The sequence below is a fragment of the Coleofasciculaceae cyanobacterium genome (assembly GCA_036703275.1).
Taxonomy (GTDB): Bacteria; Cyanobacteriota; Cyanobacteriia; order Cyanobacteriales; family Xenococcaceae; genus Waterburya.
The window spans coordinates 116776-141726 of sequence record DATNPK010000108.1 but is presented as its reverse complement, the minus strand read 5'-3'; the positions used below and the strand labels follow the sequence as shown (position 1 = coordinate 141726).

The window sequence follows — 24951 nt, the reverse complement described above, 5'->3', positions numbered from 1 at the left end:
GAATATGGTAGCAAACTGTGTAGCCGTCTACTCTAGCTTCTGTAACTTCAACATCGTGATACAGAATGTCAGCCACAAAAAGCCAATGCCATAACCACCAACGATATCAGTCGGCCAATGTACTCCTAAATATAAACGACTTAGACCAATTGCACCTATAAAAGTAACTGCCAGCAAATAAATAAGCCAGGAGAATTGAGGAAATCGAGTTGCAAAAAGATAAGCTAAAAATCCGTATAACACTATTGAACCTAAAGCATGACCACTGGGATAGCTAAAAGAAACTTCTTTAATGGCTGATTGCCACAGATCGGGACGGGTTTTACCAAATATAGACTTCAGTCCATAACTTAGAATTACACCTCCGGCACAGTTAATAACAAATATTTTGGCTTCTGGATAACAACGTTTCCAAAGCAACAGTATTAGGGCAAAGCCAGCAATTATACTAACCACATCTGGATCGTTGAGGCGAGTGATGAGCTGCATTATGCGATCAAGAGTTGGATTAGCAAAGGAGTGAACCCACAGCAGAATTACGCGATCGAAAGCAAAAGCTTCTTGCTCTAAAACTTCATCAGAAATTTGAGCAACCACATAGATGATTAATAAGCAGCTAACTATTCCTACTGTCCCTACCGTAGCGATTAGAGAAGTAATTCTAAGATGAATATGGCTGCGCCAAAATTTAACTAGTTTTTGTAAAAAAGTTTGCATAATAAAACATTGTCAAACATTATCGCTATATTACTTACTTTATGTTTGACTAATTCTAATCAATTTAAATATCTATAGTGATTTTTAGTAGATATAGCATAACAGCCAAAGAAACCGAAGTATATCAATTGATTTTCAAATTGTCAAAGAGGAGAAATTAAACTATTGAAACGTCGTAAATTGTTGTATTGGGGAGGAATAAGCGGACTCGGATTAGCTTTAGGTAATCACTATTGGTCAATTCAGGCAGCTACTTCTAATGATTTGCCCTTGTTTGGCTTTGTTGCTTTGGGAGATGTGGGGACAGGAAATGAAGGACAATTAGCGATCGCTGATGTGATGAACGACTATTATCTACAGCATTCCTATAAGCTAGTTCTCATGACTGGGGATAATATTTATGAGAATGGCGAGATTGAAAGGGTTGGAGCGACATTCGGACGACCCTATCGTTTCCTGAGAAAACAAGAAGTACCTTTCTATGCGGTTTTGGGCAATCATGACGTGCAAACCAACAATGGTATCGATCAGATTAACTATTCAGCATTTAATATGCAGGGACGCTACTATACTTTTACTCAAAGTATCGTGCAGTTTTTTGCTCTCGATACTAATTTTAATGCTGACTGGTCAGCACAGCTTGACTGGCTAGAAAAAAACCTAGCCAAATCCACCGCCACTTGGAAAATCGTTTTTGGACATCACCCGCTATATTCTTCAGGAGTTCACGGCAGTAGTCCCGAACTAATTGCCAAGCTTTCACCGCTGTTTGCTCGTTATGGAGTTCAGTTTTATCTTAATGGTCACGATCATAATTACGAACGTACCGAATCAATTGAAGGAACGACTTACTTAACCTGTGGTGCGGGAGCAAAAACCCGTCCAGTAGGAAGTTCTGATTGGACTGCTCATTCAGCAGCAAAATTGAGCTTTGCTACCATTGATGTTTATCCAAAACGGCTAGAAATTCAAGGCATTGGTCAGAATGGGAAAGTATTCGATCGCGGTACTATTGCGTTTGAATAAGCGATCGCCAAAATAGAAGCGAATCGCTAAGAAAACCTAAACTTTTTTTGGTCTTATCAACAAACAAGCGATTAAGTAAACTATCAATCCCGCAGCCATACCTGGAAAAACTTCATATACCGCATCTGATAACTGTAAACTTAATTTCCAAAACAGAGAAACGGCAATTCCCGATAGCATAATGGCGATCGCAACAGGAGTAGAGACAGGTTTTTCAAAGCACCGCAAAATTAGTAAAACTCCCAAACCAGAAGCTAAAATTGACCAGGCAAAGGTAATCAAGCTAAACACACTATCGTTATTAGCTAAAGCAATTACCAAGACAATTGCGGTGACGATTAAAGTACCGATTTTGGCGAATCGATACGACTTAGCTAACCCAGGAAATAAGTCTTGAGTCAGAGCCGCAGAGCAAGATAAAATCTGAGAATCCGCCGTAGAAATCGTCGCTGCGAACAAGCCAGCCAAGATTACTCCAACCAAAATTCCTGGTAAGAGATTTTGTGATAAGTTCAATAGTGCTAATTCTGGATCGTTTAAGTCGGGTAATAATACTCTAGCTGCTAACCCGATAAATATCGCGCTAAAAGCTGTAATAAAACCGCCAATAGTTCTAATATCTCGCGCTTTTCCCATATTATCTGCCGAATCAATTGCCATTGCCCGCACTACAATATGAGGCTGCCCTACAGCACCAAATCCCGCCGCTAACCAGCCGAGCAAAAACGGGAAGAATCCCCAGGCTAAATTTGAGGGAAACAAGCTTACTAAGTTGGTATCTATCTCGCTTAAATTATTATATATGTCACCAACTCCACCACCAACCGAGAGCGTTACTCCCAGCAACATCAACAATGCACCAATCATCACGATGGTTTGGACTGAATCTGTCCAAATTGATGCCCTAATTCCCCCGGAAAAGCAGTAAATTACGACAACAACTGCCCCAATAACATTGCCCCAGGCATAATCCCAACCAAACAGGCTGTTGAGTGCTTTGCTTCCTGCTAGCAGTTGTGCAGCAGCATAAGCACCCAGAAATAAAATCGTAATCAGTGCGGCAATAACCGTAATCCAACGATAACCTGGTTGTTTTTGTGCCAAAAATGCAGGTACAGTTTCCGAATCTGAAGCTTCTGAAACTAGACGTAATTTTTTAAATACTAATAGCCAAGCCAAATAATCACCGATCGCCCAGCCAATTGCCAACCAAATCGATGATAAACCTTGCGTATAGGAATATCCCACTTGCCCAGTAAATAAAAATCCGCTTTGCCCAGTAGACAAAGCAGATAAAGCGATCGCCCAAGGGTTAACCTTTCTTCCTGCTAACAAATAATCGGTAGTCGTATCCTGTTGTTGCGTTGCAGCATAAATCCCGACTACGGTAAATAAGATCAAAAAGAAAATGAAAGACAGAGCGATCGACATGATTATTATTTCAAGTTAATATGCTGAATTCCATTCCCGATAGGCTATTATCGGTTTTGATAATTCGTTCTAGTTTAAAGCCGCTTTTTTCAAACAATTCCTGAAACTGTTTTTTGGTCCGCCAGCCACCACCAGCAGTTGCTACATTAATTTGTACCGCAAAGATACCAGGCATAATACCATCGGCTGCGGTTTTTGGTTCGTCGAGATCGGGGACAAAAGACTGTAATAAAATCAGTTTGCCATCATCAGGAAGTGCTGCTTTGCAATTGGCGAGAATTTTCATCGCATCTTCATCACTCCAGGCGGAGATAAAGTGCTTCATGACGATCGCCTTCGCCCCTGTTGGCACTGACTGAAAAACATCTCCCGTTTTAATCTCTATAGCATTTGGATCGACACCCAAACTACTGATATATTCTCTGGCGGTTTCTGCCACATCTGGCACATCAAACAAAATTCCCTTGCAGCCATAACGCTTAACAATATTGGCAATTAAACCACCTTGTCCACCGCCGACATCCATTACGGTTTCATACTGACCAAAATCATAGGCATCGAGTAATCCTTCTACCTGAGAGTTGGTCAAAAAACTCATCGCTTTGACAAAAGTGTTTTTACTCCACTTGTTATCGTAGCAATATTGATAAACACCTTGATTGTTGGCTAGTTCAAAAGGAACTACTCCTTTAGCCAAAGCTTCTGGTAATACTTTCCAGGCATCCCATTGCGCGGGTTCGATCAGGTGCATTAACAAATGTCCTGCGGATGGTTCTTGATTGGTGACTAGTAAAGTAGAGGTTTCGGTTGGGGCAAATACTCGTCCTGCTTTTTCGGCTAATACTTCCACATGAGCCAATGCACGCAGAATAAAATAGAGTCGTTCGGTATCAGTATTAGTTGCTTGAGCTAAACTTTCTACCGTTTGTTCTCCGCGATCGTTCAATAGATCGAAGATGCCCAAGCGGGTTGCCACATAAACACATTGACTTTTAACAAAGGTCAACATTAAATTGAAAGCTCTTTTTTTAGCTTCTGTATTCGGATTTGCGCTAGTTGAGACCATTGTTTGATTGAATAATTAATTTTGTATTGTAGTAGTAGGAAAAAGGTAATGCTTTTCCGCTACTAGTCACCGCCGATTTCGACTAATTTGCCGATATTAAAATCTATTTTGACCCAGCCTTTGAGACGACGTAGATTATCGAGTAGCAGCAAAGGAATTTGCCAATTATGGAGCATCAAAAAGGGTAAAGGATCATCTGGGCTTAAAATAGCGTCAGTTCCTTGACTCATCTTTTGCCACCAGGCATTCAGTTCTTTTAAAGAGCGAATACTTAGTAATCTCCAAAGTTCGTGATACGTCCAGTAAGTTGGTTTGCTATCGGGCAAAGGAGTAATAGGTGCTTCTCCTGGTTCACCATCGGTTAGATAGGCATTTGCTACTCCTGGATGATCGTGAAACATAGTAATAGCCGAATGGAGACGGGGATTACATTCAATGGGGTATACCGTTCCGTCTTCGACTTGAATCATGTCAAAACAAATTTGTCCTGTTAGATTCATTTTCTGCACCAAGGTTTCTACCCACTGATAAATGGCGGGATTATTAACCTGTTCATAGTTAACCTGGAAAGGCGAAGACTTGGAACAACAGTGTAGTCTAATTTTGCCGTTACGTGCTGTGGCATGGAAGCAATATTCTTGTCCGCGAATAAATTCCTGCATTACCCAAGGTTTTTCGGGGCTGATAGGTAAGTTACGCACATATTCTTCCATCCCCAGAAAGGGTAATCTGGTTAAATCTAACCGCAATACCGAATCGTAGGGAATACTTTTAACTATATATTTGCTGCCGTCACGCTCAAAATCAAAATCTAATATTTGTTGCGGATCGCTAATGCGAAATACTTTAGGTGCAGACAAGCCTAATTCTCTTGCTTTAGAGCAAAAGGCGTGTTTATCGTCGAGAATTGCCGTTTCTCCTGGATCTAAATGAATTGATTCACAATAGGGTTCTAAAGCCTTTTTCGCTAAGGAATCATAATAACTAGCAATGGGGCTAGATACGGGAATAAAGAGATCGATGTTTTGTTGCTTGGCTATATCAATCAAAGCTTGACAGTAAGCTTCTGGTTCTTTTTCGGGTACGGGTACGGTATAAAAGCCTTTTACAGCACGGGAAAAACGATGACCCGATAGCCAATACTTATGTGTTTCAACTAAATATACGTCATGCCCATCTCGATGAAAAGATCTGGCTAGCTGCAAAGCTTTGGTCATCTTCGCTCCAGTAATTAGAATTTTCTTGGGTTCTACTGGATTGAGGGCGCGATCGCCTGGCGTCTCTAAAGGCGATCGCGAAATACCTTTACCAGAAATGACGCTGCCAATTAAAGACGCTACGATCATTCCCAGGTTAAATGGAAGCAGTAGCAATAACAAAATTAGAGTACCTAAATTTTTAGCAATTGCCGAACCACTACGGGAAATAAATAATCTTTGTGCCATGTTTTAAATATTAGGATGAACGTTCTCGCAAACGTCCCTGTGAAAATTACTTGCGTTTAATGATGGTTAAACCGTCGCGGATCGGAATTAAAACCTGTTCGACACGAGGATCGTCGGCTACAAAACGGTTAAAACGGGCGATCGCCTGACCATTTTCCTGACGCTGATTTTCTGGTAGATAAGGTTGTCCCTGCATCAGCGTGTTATCTACACAGATAAAGCCATCGGGAGCTAATAAATCGGTATCTAACAAGAGATTAAGATAATCGATATACCCTCCTTTATCGGCATCAATAAACGCTAAATCAAAAGATTCGCCAGCTTCTAGTAATTGCTGCATGGTTTTGATCGCAGGAGCAACTTTGACCTCAATTTTTTTACCGTGAGCAGAAGCAGCAAAGCAGTCGAGCGCAAATTGAGAGACATATTCATCTACCTCACAAGCGATCAGATAACCGTCATCGGGCAAAGCTTCAGCGATCGCCAAAGCCGAATAGCCTGTAAACATTCCCACTTCTAAAACACGCTTAGATTTACTAATCGACACCAGCATTTTTAGCAGTTGTCCTTCAATATGCCCTGAGAGCATTTCTTGTTCTAAGGCGCGTACTGTTGCTCCGTCGTCGAAATGCTTACCCCAGTCTTCTTTTTGTGTTTTAGCCGTCAAGTTAGCTAGAGCCTCTGATTCAGAAGTAGTGCAGGCTTCGAGATAGGGGTCAAGACCCGCAGCTAAGTGATATGCTTTGTCCAAAGATAATTTAAATTCAGGCGAAACTGATTCGGTTTTAGCTGCGTTGGAAATATGTTCTAGCTGCTGGACGAGAATACCCAATGGAGTTACTGGTCTGGCGGTTTTTTTTGGTTCGTGTTGCTGGGAATTGTTCCTAGCGTTGATGTCGGACGTATTTGCTGTGCTTACCACGATAAATTAAATGCTCCCTACTAATAATTCTGGTTCTGATTTACTTGTCATTATTTATTATGCATACTTGCGTTCTTAATTCTGCATCGGGATACTCGGCACAAATCCGCCTATGTTTTGCCAATGCCTTGGCACTTGCTTCTTGGTCTGAATCGTTGACCAAGTAGCAAGTCCCCATTAGCTTATATACTGCTGCTTTCAGCAGCTCATCTCTAGTTTGGGGATTAAATACACCTTCTTTAAATAAAAGCTCGTATTCAATCTTTTCGTAACCCTTTACTCTAAATGTGGTGTCGGTAGCTACGAATTTTGCTTCAATTTGGCTCATTCTTTGATTTGCCTAAATACAATTAAAATATCTACGAAAAATGATTCGCATATTAATTAATGAACTGCCTATTTATTTCTGAACAACACAAACATCCAGAGCTAATTTTTAGCTCTAGCTAGCAAATATATTGGCCGCTCTAAATTAGTTCCAGTTACTGAGGACAGTAGCTTAGCTTTATTGTTAAGTGTACCTTTATATTTATTGCTTGCAGTTCAAATTCAGTAAGTTTAATTTTTTTAAGTAATAGATAAGATGGCAAGGTTAAACTCTAAACCAACGTTTTAATTGGTAAGTTTTTTTTTGGATAGCTATAAACTAACTTACCCGATCCTACCCACATAATATGTTTAACACAATTCTTACTTATGAGTATCTATAAATAGTCATAAGTAAGAAATTTGTTTGTAGGTAATTGAAGTTAACCTTAGAGCTGTGCAAACAAAAACCTATCTAATACTCATCTACTCTGATTATTTAAGCAAGTTTATGTTTTAGAGTTTATCATTATTTGTTAAAAAATGTGAAAATTAGCTAAGTAAGCTTGTGTTACTGAGCTTTTTGGTTGAGTAGAACACACAAGTCACATTGTGCTAAAGCATACACCTTCGGATATCCTGCGGGAAGAGGAAACTTCAAAAGCTAGTAGCTAATAGCTATTAGCTACTAGCTTTAAACTAAAAACTGATTAATTGCGATCGCTCAAAGCAATTCTGGCCTGTTCGCGATCGTCAAAGTGAATTTTTTCTGTACCCAAGATTTGATAATCTTCGTGTCCTTTCCCCGCAATTAATACTCCGTCTCCAGGTTGGGCATTTTTAATCGCAGTGGCGATCGCCTTGGCGCGATCGCTAATTACCAGCGGTTCAACCGAATCGGGAATTCCTGCCACCACATCTTTAAGGATCTGTTCGGGGTTTTCGGTACGGGGGTTATCAGAAGTTACCACGGCAATGTCTGCAAGTTCTGCGGCAATTTTGCCCATTAAAGGGCGCTTAGTGCGATCGCGATCGCCACCACAGCCAAAGACACAGATCATTTTGCCACTGATAAAAGGACGCGCAGCTTTGAGCAAGTTTTCTAAGCTATCAGGAGTATGAGCATAGTCGACAATTACGTTGAGATCTTGCTCTGGACTTACCTGCACTCGTTCCATTCTGCCAGGAACACCAGCAAATTGAGGTAAGCTATTTGCTAATAGTTTTAAATCTACTCCTAAATGCAGTGCTGCACCAACTGCTGCCAAAAGATTCGCTAAATTAAACTGACCAACTAAAGGAGAATTAAATGCCACTTCTCCTGCGGGAGTATGCAAGATACCGCTAACTTTTGTCGACTGATAGTCTAAATTGCTGGTATGCAAGTCAGCATCCTGGTTATCGACGCTGTAAGTCCAAACCTGGCTGCGATCGAGTTGTTCGATCAAACGCTGACCATAAGAATCGTCGAGATTGATAATTGCTTTACCCTGCAAATATTCTGGACTAAATAACTGAGATTTGGCCTGAAAATAGTCTTCCATATCCTGATGGTAATCCAAATGATCTTGAGTCAGGTTGGTAAATACTCCCACCTCAAAACCACAGCCCTTAACTCTTCCTTGAGCTAGTGCATGAGAACTAACTTCCATAACCGCATACTTATTACCAGCTTTTACTGCTTCAGCTAACTGAGACTGCAATTCTAGAGCAAAAGGAGTAGTATGGGTAGCAATTTGACTATACCCCGGCCAGCGAGTATAAAGAGTACCTAGCATTGCCGTGGGATGTTGTGCCTGAAGCAAGAAATATTCAATTAGATGGCTGGTAGTAGTTTTGCCATTTGTTCCCGTAACTCCAACCATACCCAGCTTATTTGTTGGATAGTCATAAAAGGCTGCTGCGATCGCACTACAGGTAGCGATCATATCTTGGGTTTGAATTACACAGACATCTTGACTGGGGGGTTGTTTATTTGCAGCCTGGGGAGTTACTACGGCAGCGATCGCTCCTTGTCCCATAGCACTGCGCCAAAATTCTCCTCCGTCTACCCTAGTTCCAGGCATTCCAATAAATAAATCTCCTTGTTTGCAGGCATGGGAATTGGTGCAAACTCGATTCACTTCTAAATCCAAAGCACTATGTTCTGGTTGCTGGAGATTTACCTTAGCTAATAATTCGCGCAGCTTCATCATATTTATTTTGGGCAAATGCGGTTAACGGTACTATATTTTGCACATTTTTTTACTCTAATGTCCTTAAGTTTTTCTGTAACATTTGCTCTAATTTAGCTACTGTAGCTCTAGGAGATATACGGGGCAAGGGTTTTTCGGTATTTGGCAATTTTTGACATAATACGGGGATTTCATATTGATAAGCAGAAAACCAATCTTCGCGAGCGTTGATATCGCGTATTTCTAGCTCAAAATCAATATTGCTCACCCGCTCTAATTTTTCTTGCAGCCCTTCGCACAAATGGCAGCCTGGCTTGCTGTAAAGAATTAATTGCATAACTTATAATTTTTAAATTTCAGCTATTGAAGATAACAATATTGGGATTTAAATCGAGTGCTTAATGCTTCCTTATCTTTGTTTATGATCCAGAATTGGAGTCAAGAAAATGGCTTGGAAAAGCAAGATTATGATACATGTATTCGCGTTGACCGGTTGAGTTGCAAAATCTTTTTTGAAAGTTATGTTCTCTAGTATACAGATCGTCTTTTAGTTTTGACTATTAATGAAGTCACAGATTACTCCGCCGTAAAACGACGGAGTAATCTGTGACCGTTGGTCAATCGTATCTTCGAGTATCCCCAGACTGCTGTAGACTTTCTACCGTTTTTACGTTCTTTCCACGAACAGTCTCGTCGTAGTGCAACTTGGCAAAAGTTACGCCTGGTTCTAGTTTATTAATAAATATAAAATAGCATTCAAAATAGGCTATATTAACTGTAGATTGAAACTAACTAATCTATAAGATTACAAATTTAAGTAATTAAAATTATTTTTCGCAATTTGCTAAGTACAATTTAAAATTTTAGTTTTTCTGGCTTAGATTGTACTTATAATTGGTTTAATTTCAAGTAGCTATACAAATCTACAAAATATTCGAAATTTTCTAGATTTTAGATATTTGGTATGCTTTTCAATGCCATAAATCATAAATTCTACTGATGAAATTAACTAACGATATTACTACCAAATACCTGAAGTAGTTTTTAATTGTCAGCTAAATGTCAAGCTAGCTTATCTGAGGATAGGTATGTTTTCTATGCTTAGAAGTATTTTTTCTTTGCTTAAACCAAGAAAGCCCAATAAAATGAACGATCGATCTTTAAACAACATCCCCAATACGGATTTAGTAATCGTTATCGATACTAGTCCTTCAATGAAAGACGAAGCTCAAGCTTTAAATAAAGCAGCTCAAACAGCAATTGATGCAGCTAAAGTTAGCTGTCCGTCGAACTTAAGAGTCATTTGGCTGGGAATCGAAGGAACGTGGAAAGAAACACAGTTTGCTCGAACGGTCAGGAACTATTTAACTAATGAATGTAAGGTTAGTGAATCTTCCCTAAGAAGCAGAAAGCGGGGGGAGTTAAAATCAGCAGGGGCGCAAGAAGATGGCGCGCGAGCGATCGAGGATTTAATCGAACACTTCAACTGGCGAGAAAATGCCAGCAAAGTCATATTCTATCTGGGTGACGAAGCCTTCGATGGTGGAGGTTCTAAAACCGAACGGACGGATATTGAATCGGCAAATGCTGCTATTACGAAAGCTCAAGCAGCAGGAGTTATCGTTCATACTTATTTCGGAACATCCAAGAGCAAACATCGACAGGGTATTGCTTCAGAATACGCCAGACTAGCTACCAAAACGGGAGGACAAGCTTTTACAAATCGCGATTGCCTTGAAGGATTTGGTGCTGTTTTAGAAAAGGTTATCTGTGGCAGTCGTACTATGAAAACAGATAGCATGAATTTTGAATCTGGTACGGTATATATTCAGGATTGTGTGGCTGGAAAAGCTAGTCAGCTTTATACCCTAGATCTTCAGACAGGAAAAGCAGATTTAATAGGTTCAATTACTACAGAGGTTTACGATCTAGCGTTTGTCGGTTCGCAACTATATGGATTACGTCGGGGTAACAAAACAACTGAGTTGGTACAGATCGATCGCGCTGGAAAAGCAGTCGCAGTAGGGAATATTAGCTTTGATGTGGTAGGGTTGGCGTATAATAGCCAGCGCGATACTTTATATGCTTCTGCTGCCAAACAATTAATTGCGATCGATCTCAAAACGGGTAAAGGTAAGCCTGCGGTAACGGTAAGTAAAGACAAGCGGGGTTGTGGAGAAGTTGCGTTTAATAGTTCTGGTAAAGCCTATATTACTTTAATCGGTACTGACAATAAGAAACAATTAGCTACCTGCGATCTAGATAGTGGCAAAGTTCAAGTTATTGGTGATATTGATTTCCCCGATCTTGCCAGCATGGAATTTATCGATGATGTTCTTTATGGCGTAACGGGTAACTTCTTTAATTTAGGTAAAGACGGGCAGCTAATTCGCATCGATATCAAGACGGGTAAAGGCAAGGTAGTCACCAAAACCAATCCTGCTAATCGTTGGGCGGGTATGACCGTATATCAACCAGTACTAGCCAAGACAGCAACCGTTTCAGAAACTAATTCTAATCAATCTCAGCAAACAGTGGAGGAAAATATGCAGCTATTAACTATCGATACTAAAGACAACTGTTACGTAATCGATCCTGAAGGGATGAATACCCTGCAAGAAAATATTGCCAGTAAGCTAACGTTAGATCGAGGTAATTTTGAGATTCAGATTACCGATGGACGCTACAGCTATAGTAATGAATCAGAGGGAGAACCTTTTGTCTTACTGTGGATCTATGGCACTGAAGGCAGTACCTTTGTTAACCAAAATACGGGAGTAGAAACGGGTGCTACCTGGACGACTTTAAATGGATACAATCAGAAGCTACAGCTAGAAATAAAAGGACAGGCTGTTTTGTGTGCTTTATTTTTTAATCTAAATAACCGCCAACATAGCGGTTCGGTTAAATTGACGGTTAAAAACAACGATAATTCTCAAACTCAAGAACTAACTGTTAACAGTAAAAGCAATACTTATATCCTCAACGAACAATATTTATCCACTCTCAAACAGTGGTCACAAAACTTTATCGAACTCGCCCCTGGTAACTATCGGGTCAAGATCCGAGAAGGCAATGCTAGCTATTGGTCGGATGAGAAAAAATTCAAGCTAGAACCTTGGGCATTAATCCAGATTAAGGCGGGTAAGTTTGTCACTCAGCTTTCAGGAGTGGAAACTAGTGAAACCTGGTGTTCTTTAAACGGTCTAAAAGACGAGTTTGTTTTAGAAGTAAAAACTAAAACTACTTTATCGGGCTTGTTCTTCGATACCTACAAAGAAGATAACGAAGGACAAATTATTGTTGCAGTTGAATCTGTGAGTGCAGAAGAGATAGCCAAGCAATATCAACAGCAGGTTACGGTTACTGCTGGAACAACTAACAGTACTGATAAGGTTAACGTTACTGCATCCAGTGGTGGAACTAATAAAAGTACCGAGAGAGAGAGTGTCAGCGCATCCAGTAGTGGACAAAGTACAGAGAAAGTTGGCGTTGCTACTTCTAAAAGCAGTACCACTCAAACCACAGTTACCAGCGCAAGTGGTGGCAATGGTGGAAACGGTGGTAAAACATCTCAGCAGATAAAAGTTGGTAGCGGGAATAGCTTTAGCTTCCGCTTTGATGAAGCCGAAATGGAACGGATGTGGCAGCAAATGGCAGCCAAAATCGAGACTTCGGTTACGGTAACTGACGAACAAGATGAGAAGAAAGAAGCTTATTACTGGGACAATTTAGAGAAGTGGATTCTCAAAGGCTATCAAACCCAGGCTAAAGACTTAGCCATTCAAGTAGCGCGGTTAGAGTTTATGATGAAGTCCATCACACAACAGATGGAAGTCAGCTTTAACCAAAACTTTCAGGGTTGGTCTAGTTATTTTGATAGTCGGTTGAACGAACTAATCGATACCAGAATGACTTCGATGGTTGAAGAACAAGTAAATCTAAAACTGAGAGATCGCTCTACGGAAATTAAAAACCAAGTTATTCAACAGCTACAGAGTGATATTGATAAGCGTGTAGAGTCAGTAGTTAATTTAAAGATCAGCGATCGCTCTACTCAAATCAAAAACCAGGTTGTCGAACAAATACAGGGCGATATCGATAATCGTATCAATACAGTAGTTAACCTCAAGGTCGATAACCAAGCCGAAGAAATCAATAACCTCGTCGTCCAACGGTTACAGAGTGACATCGATCAACGTATTAATACAGTCGTTAATGTCAAAGTAGAAAACCAGGCACAAGAGATTAATAGCCAGGTAATCAAACAGCTACAGGCAGATATGGATAAGCGGATCGATTCTGTAGTCAATCTTAAGGTTGCCGACCAAACGCCGAATATTAAAAATCTGGTAATTCAACAGCTACAGGCGGATGTAGACAAACGGATCGATTCTGTAGTCAATCTCAAACTAACAGATCAAACTTTAGAAATCGATAACTCCGTAACTAAAAAGTTACAGGGAGATCTAGAGAAGCGGGTTAATTCTACGGTTGACTCCAAGCTAGAAGTTCAAACCCAGAACATCAAAAACCTGGTGGTCAATCAATTACAAACTGACATCGACAGACGTATTAATACAGCAGTAGAAAACAAAACTGACAATAGCGTCCAAGTAGTCGTCAATAACGTCATAAATAACGTAGACGATCGCATTGATGTCAAACTGGAAAACAAAATCCTCAACTTCCGCGATGATGTCACTTCTATCGTTAAAAATGAGTTAAACCAAAACTACACCGACTCGATTAAAACCACTGTCCTATCCGATATCAAGAAACAACAGTTCTTTATGGATATGCAGACTATTAAGGCAGAGGTAAACAACTTCTACTCTCGCTTGGGACAGTTTGAAACTCAGCTATATTTACGCATCGAACAGGGAGACACTCAGCTTTACAACTGGACGCTAGAACAACTGACTGCGTTACAGGGATGCTTGAGCGATCGCCAAACTTTATCGGATATGTTTGAAACTTTTGCAGGCAAGCTAAGAGACGAACTAGATAATGCCCCCTGCGTTCAACCCAGTCGTTTTACACCTATGACAGCAACTATGGTTCGCGAAGGCGTCCCCCTTCGCCCAGAGGGTAATCGCATTCCGCCCGCACAACCACAGCAGCTACCAGGAAATAACTAGAAGACTAGGAGTCCTAAAGGATACCGTGATGCGAAGCGAATCTTTTAGGGCTTCGCATCACTGGGAGACTGGGAGAAGTTTTGTTTAGCCTCCTCCTTTTCTCCCTTAACAAAATAATTTATAGGCGTAGCCAATATGAAACGTTTAATCGGGTTGTGTTGCAAAAACTAGTGAAAGTCTGGTAAAAGAGCAATTGTACTTACTGTTGCTTGCCCAATCCACCTCGTTCATGAACCCTAACTACCCCTTTAAGTGGCGTCACTTTCAATCACAAATCATCTTGCTGTGTGTTCGGTTGTACTTACGATATCCGCTTTCGTACCGCAATCTAGAAGAGATGATGATCGAGAGGGGACTCACAATGGATCATTCGACGGTGTACCGCTGGGTGCAGGTTTATGCTTCAGAACTGGATAAGCGATGCAGATCACACTTGAAACCAACCAATGACTCATGGCGAGTGGATGAAACCTATATAAAAGTTAAGGGTGAATGGAAGTATCTGTATCGGGCAGTGGATTCAGAGGGTAACACTCTGGACTTTATGTTGAGCGCCAAAAGAGATGCGCCGGCAGCAAAACGCTTCTTTTTTAAAGCTCTGAAGGCAGATCATAACCAGGAGCCGCGGGTGATAAATGTGGATAAGAATGCGGCTTATCCCTTAGCGATTGACGAACTTACGGAAAACAAAACTTTTGCTAAAACTACTGAACTACGAAGAGTTAAGTACCTCAATAATATCGTGGAACAGGATCACCGGTTCATCAAACGACTGGTCAACCCAGGGATGGCGTTTGGCTCATTCAATACAGTCCGACGAACTTTGAAAGGTTATGAAGTGATGAACATGATCCGCAAAGGTCAAATTCAGGGAGTAGCCAAAGTAGATATCCAGGCTCAAGTAGGATTCGTGTATCTAAATTTTTGGAGTGGTGGCTTAACGAGAGCTGGTTGGATGGGAAAGCTCTGTTTTAACAAAGTTTTTGCAACACAACCCGTTTACCTTCATAGCATTTTTCAAGAGTATCGCACTCACCTACGTTATGAACAAAATAATTAGCAATACTTAGCATATTATGGTGCTATTTTTGTTTCTTCAATTCTTTATACATCTGATATATTTCGGGTAATCGCTTATAGATCACAAATAATTTACGATATAGCTGGCTGGGGATATGAGGCATTCCCGAAACCATCTCTCCTGATGCCACGTTGCCAGTAATGCCAGTTTGTCCTGTAGCAATTACGCGATCGCCAACCGTTACCTGATTCGCCACCCCGACTTGTCCCCCCAACATTACCCCATTACCAATTATTGCGCCTCCAGCTAAGCCTACTTGAGCTGCCATAGCGCAGTTGCGTCCAATCTGACAGCCATGGCCGATTTGGACTAAGTTATCTAGTTTGGTGTTGCGTCCAATTCTAGTTTCTCCTACCGCAGGGCGATCTACGGCACTATTACAGCCAACTTCTACCCCATCTTCCAAGACGGTATAGCCAGACTGTTCCATTTTGTACCAGCCTGTTGCCGTCGGCACAAAGCCAAAGCCTTCTGAGCCAATAGCAGCACCACTATGAATTACGCACTCAGAGCCAATTTGGGTTCGTTCGTGGATCGTACAGTTAGCATGAAGAACAGTATCGCTACCGATAGTAACATCAGGATAAATTACCACATTAGGATGAATCTGCACGCGATCGCCAATAGTTACACCCTGCTGAATTACTACATTTGCACCAAGATAAATATCTTTTCCTAAACTAGTATTAGAATGAATAATTGCGCTGGCATGGATACTTGGTGAGGGTTTAAAGGGTTGATAAAATAAGCTAATTACACTGGCAAACAACAGCCTGGGGTTGGAGGTAGCAATCCAAGCAATATCTCTAGCTAAAGCCTGTGCTTGCAAAGTTTCATCTGGAGGTAATATTAAAGCACCAGCTTGGGTTGTGGCGATCGCAGCGGCAAACTTTCCTCCTTCTACATAGCTTAATGAGTTACGGTCTGCTTTGTCTATGGCTGCAACTCCCTCAATTTGAGGATTTAAACTTTGATTTTGGCTCAGACTATTTAATTTAGCTGTCTTGCCGAGCTGGGTAATGATTTCTTGAAACTGCATAGCCGAAGGTAATTTACTAACACAGGCAAGATTTATTTTAAGTTAAAAACAGTTGTCAGTTGCAGGTAAAAATTTACAGCATTCTAATTAAATCAATTTATTAACAAGTTTTAACAATGGGTTTTTATTCTAATTTAATTGTTCCTTACTGCATCGATTTTTCCATGTCTGGCGCAAATCTGCGGGAATATCGTCAAAAACTGCTGGCAAATGTATCGGGAGAGATCTTAGAGATTGGCTTTGGTACAGGCTTAAATTTACCTCATTATCCCGAGGAGGTAAACAAAATTACTACCATCGATCCTAATCCTGGGATGCAGAAGCTGGCGCGATCGCGCATTAACCAGTCCCAGATTACCGTAGACTACAAAGTTTTAAATAGCGAAAGCTTACCAATGACAGATAGTACATTTGATTCAGTGGTCTGTACCTGGACGCTATGTAGTATTCCTCTAGTCGATCGGGCGATCGTTGAAATTCATCGTGTATTAAAGCCAGGAGGTAAGTTTTACTTTATTGAACATGGCTTGAGTAGTGAAACTCAGATTCAAGTTTGGCAAAATCGGCTAACGCCAATTCAAAAGGTTCTTGCTGATGGTTGTCATCTTAATCGCAAAATCAATGACATAGTGCAAAAAAAATTTCCTAATGTAATTACTGAACAGTTTTATGCTCCTAAATTGCCTAAGGTTATCGGCTATATGTATCAAGGAGTAGCTGTTAAATAACTCAATATGTTAACAAGATTTAGGCAGTTAACAGTTAACGATTAATTAATCGATAAAATTATTTGTTTTTTCAAAGTATTATCCAAAATGTCGAATCAGAATCACAAACCGCTTTTGGGAATATTGTTACAAAATGCTGGTTTAATTTCTCAAGAACAGTTGCAAAATGCCTTAGATATTCAAGTAAAATACTCTCAAATGAAGCTAGGAGAAATTCTGGTTTTACAAGAGGGAATAACAGCTAAAACTATTGAGTTTTTTGTCAATAAATGGCATATATTTCTTGCTCAAGGTCAACAGTTTCCCATAGGATATTATTTAAACCAAGCCTGTTTGCTAAATGAACAGCAAATTAAAACCATACTTGAAGAGCAGAAAAATAATCAACAAAAATTTGGAGTTTTAGCCGTAAAAAAAGGCTGGATTCAGCAAAATACAATTAATTTTTTTTTAGCTAGTTTCTCTCAAGCACCTCAGCTAATGTCCTTCATGTCCCTGGAGCAATATAATCAAGATACTCTACATTTGGAAGAAAAATACGCTAATTATTCTTTAATTTTAAGTAGAATTTTAGCCTGGACTGGGGGAAATTTTGGGCTGACTAAAACTATTTCTTATGTATTTGCCAACTCTAATTTTAATATTCCTACTGGATTAGAAATTAATACAGTCGATCGCTTTATTAAAGAATCGTTGATTAAGAACTGGCAAATTAGCAAAGCAGCAGCATATATTAGAGTAGTCAAAGGGAATTTTCTCAAAAATTCAAGATGCGACTCTATTTGGTTATTAAAAGAATATCGCAAAATATTACTTGCAGGTAATAAACAATATCAACAAACTAAAGAGCAAAACGAACTGTTGAGTTTGGGTTTAGTCGTCAAAAAAAATAACCATCTAAAAGTTGCTAATTTAATTTATCAGCAAATTTTCAATCATAAATTTATCTCTCAAGAAATAAGTAAACTTGAGACAAACAACACTATCATAACTAATGTAAATCCTGAGTATAAAATATCTACAATCACTGAGTATGAGTCTGGTACTTCAGCTCAAAAATTAGCTTTAAGTCCTGATAGTTTGAAGATAGAATTTAACCCCAGTAATAGCACCAATGACTTTAAGAGCGAACAAAATACCAATACTCCTGAACCATTAACTAAGATAAGTTCAATAATAACTTTAGCTGCGATCGCTTTATTAATACCTCTATTTTTAACGATTAATAATTATTATTCATCGCTATCAAAACAAGAACAACAGTCATCTTCTGGCTCTTTAGTAGAAACAGGTGAACTCAGACAGTTTTGTGATGAACTAAGTGTTGCCAACGCGGGTTCTTCATTAAATCTCATATCTCAATTAGAAAAAAATAAGCAAGAGCTACCAATATACTTTCCCGATAATTGCGAAGCTGCTTTGAATCAGCTAAGAGTTTTAGCGACTCCGCAATTGGGTAAACAAAGCAGAGTTCTCGAAGCAATCAGACATCTTTGTAAAATACCTGCTGATTCTGAAATGTATATTGATGCTCAAATTTGGCTGGAACGTTGGTACAGCTCGGCTGGCTGGGGGAAAGAAACTAAATTTTATCTTCAGGAACTTACTAAACAGGGTGCAGTAGGTTGTCCTGCGGCTAATTTTGCTAAATAGGCAAGTTGCTGCGCTTTTTGGTTGAGTAGAACACACCAGTTTAATCTAATAGCTAATAGCTAATAGCTAATAGCTAATTAATCAACAGCGCAGTCTATCAAGCATGAAAACTGCGCTGTTGTTTATGACATTGCTAACATTCTTTGAATTGGTTTTAACGCATTCAGGCGAATATCTTCAGGTAAGGTAATTTCTGGAGTTTTGTTTTTCATTGCCAGATACAACTTTTCGAGAGTATTTAAGCGCATATAAGGGCATTCATTACAGGCACAATTGTTCGTGGCTGGTGCGGGAATAAACTGTTTGTTGGGTGCAGCTTTTTCCATCTGATGAATGATACCAGGTTCGGTAGCAACAATAAATTTATCACTCTGGCTTTGCTGGCAATAGTTCAACAAAGCGGTGGTTGAACCAATATAGTCTGCATGACGCAACACAGGAGGCTCACATTCAGGGTGAGCAATAATTTCGGCAGATGGATTTTCAACTTTGAGTTCGATCAGGCTTTTTTCTGAGAAAGTTTCGTGAACAATACAGCTCCCTTGCCATAAAACCAAATCTCTACCTGTTTGCTCACTAACATAACGACCTAAATTGCGATCTGGAGCAAAAATAATCGGCTGTTCGGCAGGAATCTGATTAACTATTTTAACTGCATTAGAACTTGTACAAATAATATCGCTGAGTGCCTTGATTTCGGCTGTACAGTTGATGTAAGAAATAACTAGGTGATCGGGATGAGCAGCCTTGAAAGCCCGAAAATCTTCAGGAGGACAACTATCGGCTAGGGAACAGCCAGCCTCCAAATCTGGTAAGAGGACTAGCTTTTTAGGATTAAGAATCTTCGCCGTCTCTGCCATAAAATGCACTCCTGCAAAGACAATAACTTCCGCATCAGTGCTGGCAGCCTGTTGAGATAAACCCAATGAATCGCCTAAATAATCAGCAATATCTTGAATATCCGCCTCTTGGTAGTAATGAGCCAAAACTACGGCGTTAAGCTCTTTTTTTAGCTTGTTTATTGCTCCAAACAGATCGCTGGGAATTTCGTCAAGATTAGCTTTGGGTTTAACTGCGGTAAACATGGTAATAAATAGCCTTTAGTTTAAAAATTTAGTTTGAGCGGCAATTATAGTAGTTTTTACTATAAATACATTGTAGTTTATTTCACCAAAACTTGCAGAGCCTTTGTCAATAGAGGCCGAAGCAAATACGGCCAGAACACTAAAACTTTTGCGAGATTAAAATAGAGTGAACTATTTTTCTCGATACCTCATCTTTTATCCCTAATTCCTCTCCAAGTATGTCTTTCCATTTTTCCTCCTGGTCGATTAAAAATCCCGTTCCCACCATTGTCACTTTTCTTATTTTGGGAATTATTGGTATTGGCTCATTTTTAAGCTTAGGAATCGATGAGTCGCCTAATATCGACGTGCCGATTGTGATTGTGCGTGCGACTCAAAGAGGGGTTAGTCCGACGGAATTAGAAACCCAAGTAACCAAGAAGATTGAGGATGCGGTAGCTAATTTAGATGGAATCGATGAACTCAGTTCTACAGTTACTGATGGTAATTCTAATACAGTAATTAACTTTGACTTAGGAGTAGACAGCGATCGCGCGCTCAATGAAGTCCGCAACGCTATTGCTCAAATTCGCCCCGAACTGCCTCAAGATATCGATGAACCCAGCGTAACCAAGCTAGAGTTTACCGGTGGGACGGTGGTTACTTATGCAGTTGTTTCCGAGCGACGATCTGTAGAAGAATTGAGTGACTTAGTAGATCGCACGATTATCCCCGAACTGTTGAATATCAAGGGAGTGGGTCAGGTTGAGCGGCTAGGGGGATTAGACCGCGAGGTGAGGGTAAATTTAGATCCAGAACGTCTACAGGCTTACGGCATTACCGCCAGCGAAATTGACAATCAAATTGCTCAGTTTAATCTTAATTTGTCAGGAGGACGTTCCGAAGTTGGAGGCAGAGAACAAAGCGTACGTACCTTGGGTAGTGCTAAAACCGTTAGGGATTTACAGGCTTATCCGATTGGACTAGAAAACGGGACGACTGTTCCCCTATCGAACTTTGGCGAAGTAGCCGATGACTTTGAAGAATCACGACAAAAAGCCTTTTTAGATGGGCAGCCAGTAGTTAGCTTTGCCATAAAACGTAGCTTGGGCAGTAGTTCGGTATCTGTTGAAGAAGCTGTAACCGAGGCGATTGCCCAATTAAAAACTATTCTTCCTGAAGATGTCAATGTCGAGCTGATCTTTACCCTGGCTGATGAAATTCGCGATTCCTATCAGGGAACAATCGATTCTTTAATTTTAGGTTGTTTACTGACTGTGCTGACTGTGGGCCTGTTTCTGCGTGACTGGCGCGTTACCTTCATTACCGCTACTGCCCTGCCCCTGTCTATTATTCCTACCTTTTGGGTAATGAAAACTTTAGACTATACCCTCAACAGCATGAGCCTGTTAGCCCTAGCCTTGGCAGTAGGTAACTTGGTAGATGATGCGATTTGTATGATCGAAAACATCGATCGCCATTTGCAAATGAAAAAAAAGCCGTTTCAGGCAGCTTTAGATGCAGCGCGAGAAATTGGCTTAGCGGTTGTGGCAACCACGGCAACGATTGTGGCGGTATTTATTCCTGTAGCGTTTATGGGAGGTATTCCTGGTCAGTACTTTCAGCCTTTCGGGGTAACAGTGGCAGTATCAACTATGTTCTCTACTCTAGTAGCCTGTACCGTTACGCCAATGCTGAGTGCCTATTTACTCAAGCCCAAAAAGCAGGCTTTTCAGTATCCTCGCTTTCGCGCCTTCAATGCTGTAAATTATGATCTTACCCCACAGAGAAAAGAAGCAAGCGAGATCCGAACCTATTCTGCCGATTCCTTTTCTTCTCAAAACTTCGATCCTAATGCTGGGGCAAAACGCCAACCCTACCGTTTCTTACTAACTTTTGCTTTAAAAAATCGTGTTGCCGTTTTAATTCTGGCAGCAAGTTTTTTCTTTGGTAGTTTACAGCTAATTCCCTACATTCCCAAAGGCTTATTTGACGCTGGAGATACTGGATTAAGCATAGTTCAGGTCGAGTTGCCCCCTGGTTCACAGCTTGATGAGACTGAGGCGGTAATCAAACAGTTAGACAAAACAATCCGCCAACAGCCCGCAGTTGCCAGCATACTTGCTCAGGTAGGGGCAGAAGAAAACATTAACACTGGCTCGCTATCTATAAATCTATTGCCTAAAAACGAACGGGACATATCTCAGCAAGAGTTTCAAGATCGGATGCGTCAGGTATTTAATGAAATTCCTGGAGCCAGAATTAGCTTTCAAAGCCGTGGCGCAGGGGGTAGCGATAAAGATGTTTCTTTGATTCTGCGCAGCAATAATCCGCAAATATTAGCCCAGACGGCAAATAACCTCGAAAAACAAATCCGCGAAATCCCTGGATTAGTTGATGTAAACACCAGTGCCAGCTTAATCAAGCCAGAAGTGATCATTGAACCAGACCCCCAAAGGGCAGCGGATTTGGGAGTTTCCGTCCAGGCGATCGCCAATACCGCTTCTTTAGCATCTATTGGTAATAGCGAATTCAACCTGGCTAAGTTTAATCTGCCAGATCGTCAGATCCCGATCCGCATCCAAATTGACCCCAAAAAACGCCTAGATCTCGAAACTCTTAAAAACCTGCGTATTCCCGCGCGTAATGGCTCATTAGTGCCGATCGAAGCCGTGGCGACAATTCGTTTAGGCAGTAGCCCAGCCACGATTGAAAGATTCAACCGCAACCGTCAGGTAACGGTTGAAGGTAACTTGCAGGGGTTGGCTTTAGGAGATGCGATCGCCAAAATCAGGGCTTTGCCTGCGATGCAGTCTTTACCGCCAGAAGTAAAAGAAGAGCCATCAGGGGATGCGGAAATTATGCGAGATGTCTTTTCTCGTTTTGCGGGGGCGTTGGGTTTAGCGATTCTTTGCATCTACGCTATTTTGGTGCTGCTCTATAACAACTTTTTCTATCCTGTGGCAATCTTAGCCGCTTTGCCTTTATCTGTCGGTGGCGCATTATTAGGTTTATTAATTACTCAAAAAGAACTCGGGCTATTTGCTCTGATCGGTATTGTCTTACTGATGGGATTGGTAACTAAAAATGCAATTTTGCTGGTAGATTTTGCTCTGGCAGGGTTAAAAGAAGGAAAAACTCGGCGTAATGCCGTAATTGCTGCGGGAGTATCTCGCTTGCGTCCGATTTTGATGACCTCGATCTCAACTATTGCGGGGATGTTGCCCATTGCGCTAGAGTTTGGTGCGGATGGCGAAGTGCGCAGTCCGATGGCGATCGCCGTTATTGGCGGTTTTACTACCTCTACTCTTTTGACTTTAGTGATTGTCCCAGTTCTGTTTACCTATATCGATAGCTTGATTAAAAGTATGAGCCAGTTCTTCGGCTTAACTCGGGCTAAAGAATCTAGTAGCGAATTAACCGTCAGCAGTAAATAATTTACCGCTCAAAAGTTGAAGTTTATTTTCACTTTTTTTAACCAGAATGGCGATCGCCATTTTTTCCAGCTTATTTTTTGTTAATAAACAATAATATCAAATAACATTTCTCTACAAGATTAAGTAACAATAGATACATTTTTCCTCGTAATAAGCAGATAAGTTGAAAGTAGAAAAAAATTTTAGAAGGCTTCTAGGGTTCCGATTTATAGCAGTGCTAATTAATGACTGGTCCGAGAGAAGCAGGCTACTTAAGAAAGCAATTGCTAATTACTAGGTAGCTCCACGGCGGGAAAAAAGCCCGGGAGGATTCGATGCTTGAAATATAGTGTCGTTCTTCCTGGGTTTTTTGCGTTTGAGATAAATTGCCAAAGAATAATTTTATGAGCGAACATCTTACCTTTTTAGTCAGCAAATGATAACAGAAACGAATATAATAGCGGACTGAGTTTTACCTTTTAAGATAAATTGCAGAGGAATAATTTTATGAGCGAGCAATCCCCATTCCAACCACCGAGTAATAATGAGAACGAATCCAAAAGCGAAGCACAAAAAGCGTTAGACAAAGAACGCCAGCTACCTTTGACAGGTTGGCAACAAGAAGTAGAACAGGGTCTCGAATATGGTTTAGAAGCAGCAGGAAGTATTAAAGATCGAACTATTTCTACGTTTTCGCGGGGAGAATTGCCCCACTATGCGGGGATTAATACTTTCTTAAAAGCTCCTTATTTAGAGAATGTTAACCAAGTAGGCAATTATGATGTAGCAATTATCGGCGTTCCCCACGATTCTGGCACTACCTATCGCCCTGGTACTCGTTTTGGGCCTCAAGGTATTCGTAAAATTTCTGCTCTATATACGCCATATAACTTTGAGTTTGGGGTAGATTTGCGGGAACAGATTACGCTTTGTGATGTGGGAGATATTTTTACTATTCCTGCCAACAATGAAAAGTCTTTCGACCAGATTTCTAAAGGCGTAGCTCATGTTTTTAGTTCTGGTGCATTTCCAATTATCTTAGGTGGCGATCACTCCATTGGATTTCCCACAGTAAGGGCTGTTTGTCGTCATTTGGGAGATAAAAAAGTGGGAATTATTCACTTCGATCGCCATGCGGATACTCAAGAAACAGACTTAGATGAAAGGATGCACACCTGTCCTTGGTTTCATGCTACCAATATGGCAAATGCCCCAGCCAAAAACTTAGTTCAGATGGGCATTGGTGGCTGGCAAGTACCCCGTCCTGGAGTAAAAGTCTGTCGGGAAAGAGCGACTAACATTTTAACCGTTACCGACATTATGGAAATGGGTCTAGATGCAGCAGCCGACTTTGCGATCGAGAAAGCTACAGACGGTACAGATTGCGTTTGGATTAGCTTTGATATTGACTGCATTGATGCAGGATTCGTTCCTGGTACTGGTTGGCCCGAACCTGGTGGTTTATTACCCCGCGAAGTTTTATATTTGCTCAAAAAAATAGTGCAGAACACTACGGTTTGCGGTATAGAAGTGGTTGAAGTTTCTCCACCCTATGACGTAAGTGATATGACAGCACTAATGGCAACCCGCGTCATTTGCGACACGATGGCACATTTAGTTTTATCGGGACAGTTACCCCGCACCGAAAAGCCCGCCTATATTCACGATGAAGCCCAGGTAGTAGATGAACCTTGGAGTTAATCAAGCAGAGGAAGCTAATAGAGGCAGTTTGATTAATAAAG

The 24951-nt window shown here is 40.7% G+C and carries 17 protein-coding genes, 1 pseudogene and 1 riboswitch; of the genes and pseudogenes, 8 read left to right on the top strand and 10 right to left on the bottom strand.

Annotation, left to right across the window (positions count from 1 at the left end):
- Nucleotides 1–27: 27 nt before the first annotated feature.
- Nucleotides 28–717 carry a phosphatase PAP2 family protein gene (locus V6C71_24345; protein ID HEY9771586.1) on the bottom strand — a complete coding sequence of 230 codons (690 nt, stop codon included), beginning with the start codon at nt 715–717 and terminating at the stop codon, nt 28–30.
- Between the two features lie 165 nt (nt 718–882).
- Here V6C71_24345 and V6C71_24340 point away from each other — a divergent pair, with 165 nt between their 5' ends.
- Nucleotides 883–1743: a metallophosphoesterase gene (locus V6C71_24340; GenBank protein HEY9771585.1), complete on the top strand. Its 861-nt coding sequence runs from the start codon at nt 883–885 to the stop codon at nt 1741–1743.
- A gap of 36 nt (nt 1744–1779) precedes the next feature.
- On the opposite strand, the gene V6C71_24335 is transcribed toward V6C71_24340, so the two are convergent.
- The 7 genes from V6C71_24335 to V6C71_24305 all read right to left on the bottom strand — a co-directional run bounded on the left by V6C71_24335 (nt 1780) and on the right by V6C71_24305 (nt 9424).
- Nucleotides 1780–3174, bottom strand: coding sequence for a sodium/proline symporter (locus tag V6C71_24335; GenBank protein ID HEY9771584.1), 1395 nt, complete (start codon nt 3172–3174; stop codon nt 1780–1782).
- A 10-nt stretch (nt 3175–3184) separates the two neighbouring features.
- A complete protein-coding gene (locus V6C71_24330; GenBank protein ID HEY9771583.1) occupies nt 3185–4240 on the bottom strand; it encodes a methyltransferase in 1056 nt (351 codons plus the stop codon).
- Between the two features lie 62 nt (nt 4241–4302).
- Entirely contained in the window at nt 4303–5685 is a 1383-nt protein-coding gene (locus V6C71_24325) for an ATP-grasp enzyme (GenBank protein ID HEY9771582.1), read from the bottom strand.
- Between the two features lie 46 nt (nt 5686–5731).
- Nucleotides 5732–6607 (bottom strand): class I SAM-dependent methyltransferase, encoded by an 876-nt coding sequence (locus tag V6C71_24320; protein ID HEY9771581.1) that lies wholly within the window; start codon nt 6605–6607, stop codon nt 5732–5734.
- Between the two features lie 40 nt (nt 6608–6647).
- A complete protein-coding gene (locus tag V6C71_24315) occupies nt 6648–6935 on the bottom strand; it encodes a hypothetical protein (protein HEY9771580.1) in 288 nt (95 codons plus the stop codon).
- A gap of 688 nt (nt 6936–7623) precedes the next feature.
- Nucleotides 7624–9108: a UDP-N-acetylmuramoyl-L-alanyl-D-glutamate--2,6-diaminopimelate ligase gene (locus V6C71_24310; GenBank protein ID HEY9771579.1), complete on the bottom strand. Its 1485-nt coding sequence runs from the start codon at nt 9106–9108 to the stop codon at nt 7624–7626.
- 49 nt (nt 9109–9157) lie between these two features.
- The gene (locus V6C71_24305) at nt 9158–9424 is read right to left on the bottom strand and encodes a glutaredoxin family protein (protein ID HEY9771578.1); all 267 of its coding nucleotides are present in this window, start codon (nt 9422–9424) and stop codon (nt 9158–9160) included.
- 276 nt (nt 9425–9700) lie between these two features.
- Here V6C71_24305 and V6C71_24300 point away from each other — a divergent pair, with 276 nt between their 5' ends.
- The 3 genes and pseudogenes from V6C71_24300 (at nt 9701) to V6C71_24290 (ending at nt 15096) form a co-directional block, all read left to right on the top strand.
- Complete coding sequence (locus V6C71_24300) at nt 9701–9826, top strand: AAA-like domain-containing protein (GenBank protein HEY9771577.1); 126 nt, start codon at nt 9701–9703, stop codon at nt 9824–9826.
- 406 nt (nt 9827–10232) lie between these two features.
- The gene (locus V6C71_24295) at nt 10233–14228 is read left to right on the top strand and encodes a hypothetical protein (protein ID HEY9771576.1); all 3996 of its coding nucleotides are present in this window, start codon (nt 10233–10235) and stop codon (nt 14226–14228) included.
- Nucleotides 14229–14457: 229 nt separating this feature from the next.
- Nucleotides 14458–15096, top strand: a pseudogene (locus V6C71_24290) (IS6 family transposase).
- Between the two features lie 214 nt (nt 15097–15310).
- On the opposite strand, the gene lpxD reads toward V6C71_24290, so the two are convergent.
- Complete coding sequence (lpxD, locus tag V6C71_24285; protein ID HEY9771575.1) at nt 15311–16348, bottom strand: UDP-3-O-(3-hydroxymyristoyl)glucosamine N-acyltransferase; 1038 nt, start codon at nt 16346–16348, stop codon at nt 15311–15313.
- Nucleotides 16349–16464: 116 nt separating this feature from the next.
- Between lpxD and V6C71_24280 the strand changes: the two genes are divergently transcribed.
- Nucleotides 16465–17076 carry a class I SAM-dependent methyltransferase gene (locus V6C71_24280; GenBank protein ID HEY9771574.1) on the top strand — a complete coding sequence of 204 codons (612 nt, stop codon included), beginning with the start codon at nt 16465–16467 and terminating at the stop codon, nt 17074–17076.
- 87 nt (nt 17077–17163) lie between these two features.
- Complete coding sequence (locus V6C71_24275) at nt 17164–18729, top strand: hypothetical protein (GenBank protein HEY9771573.1); 1566 nt, start codon at nt 17164–17166, stop codon at nt 18727–18729.
- Nucleotides 18730–18851: 122 nt separating this feature from the next.
- Here the strand turns inward: V6C71_24275 and nadA are convergent, their stop codons facing one another.
- Nucleotides 18852–19814: a quinolinate synthase NadA gene (nadA, locus tag V6C71_24270; GenBank protein HEY9771572.1), complete on the bottom strand. Its 963-nt coding sequence runs from the start codon at nt 19812–19814 to the stop codon at nt 18852–18854.
- A 218-nt stretch (nt 19815–20032) separates the two neighbouring features.
- Between nadA and V6C71_24265 the strand changes: the two genes are divergently transcribed.
- Nucleotides 20033–23230: an efflux RND transporter permease subunit gene (locus tag V6C71_24265; GenBank protein ID HEY9771571.1), complete on the top strand. Its 3198-nt coding sequence runs from the start codon at nt 20033–20035 to the stop codon at nt 23228–23230.
- Between the two features lie 182 nt (nt 23231–23412).
- Nucleotides 23413–23540, top strand: a riboswitch (guanidine-I (ykkC/yxkD leader).
- A gap of 176 nt (nt 23541–23716) precedes the next feature.
- On the top strand, nt 23717–24910 hold the full coding sequence (gene speB / locus V6C71_24260; GenBank protein ID HEY9771570.1) for an agmatinase: 1194 nt from the start codon (nt 23717–23719) through the stop codon (nt 24908–24910).
- Nucleotides 24911–24951: the final 41 nt, after the last annotated feature.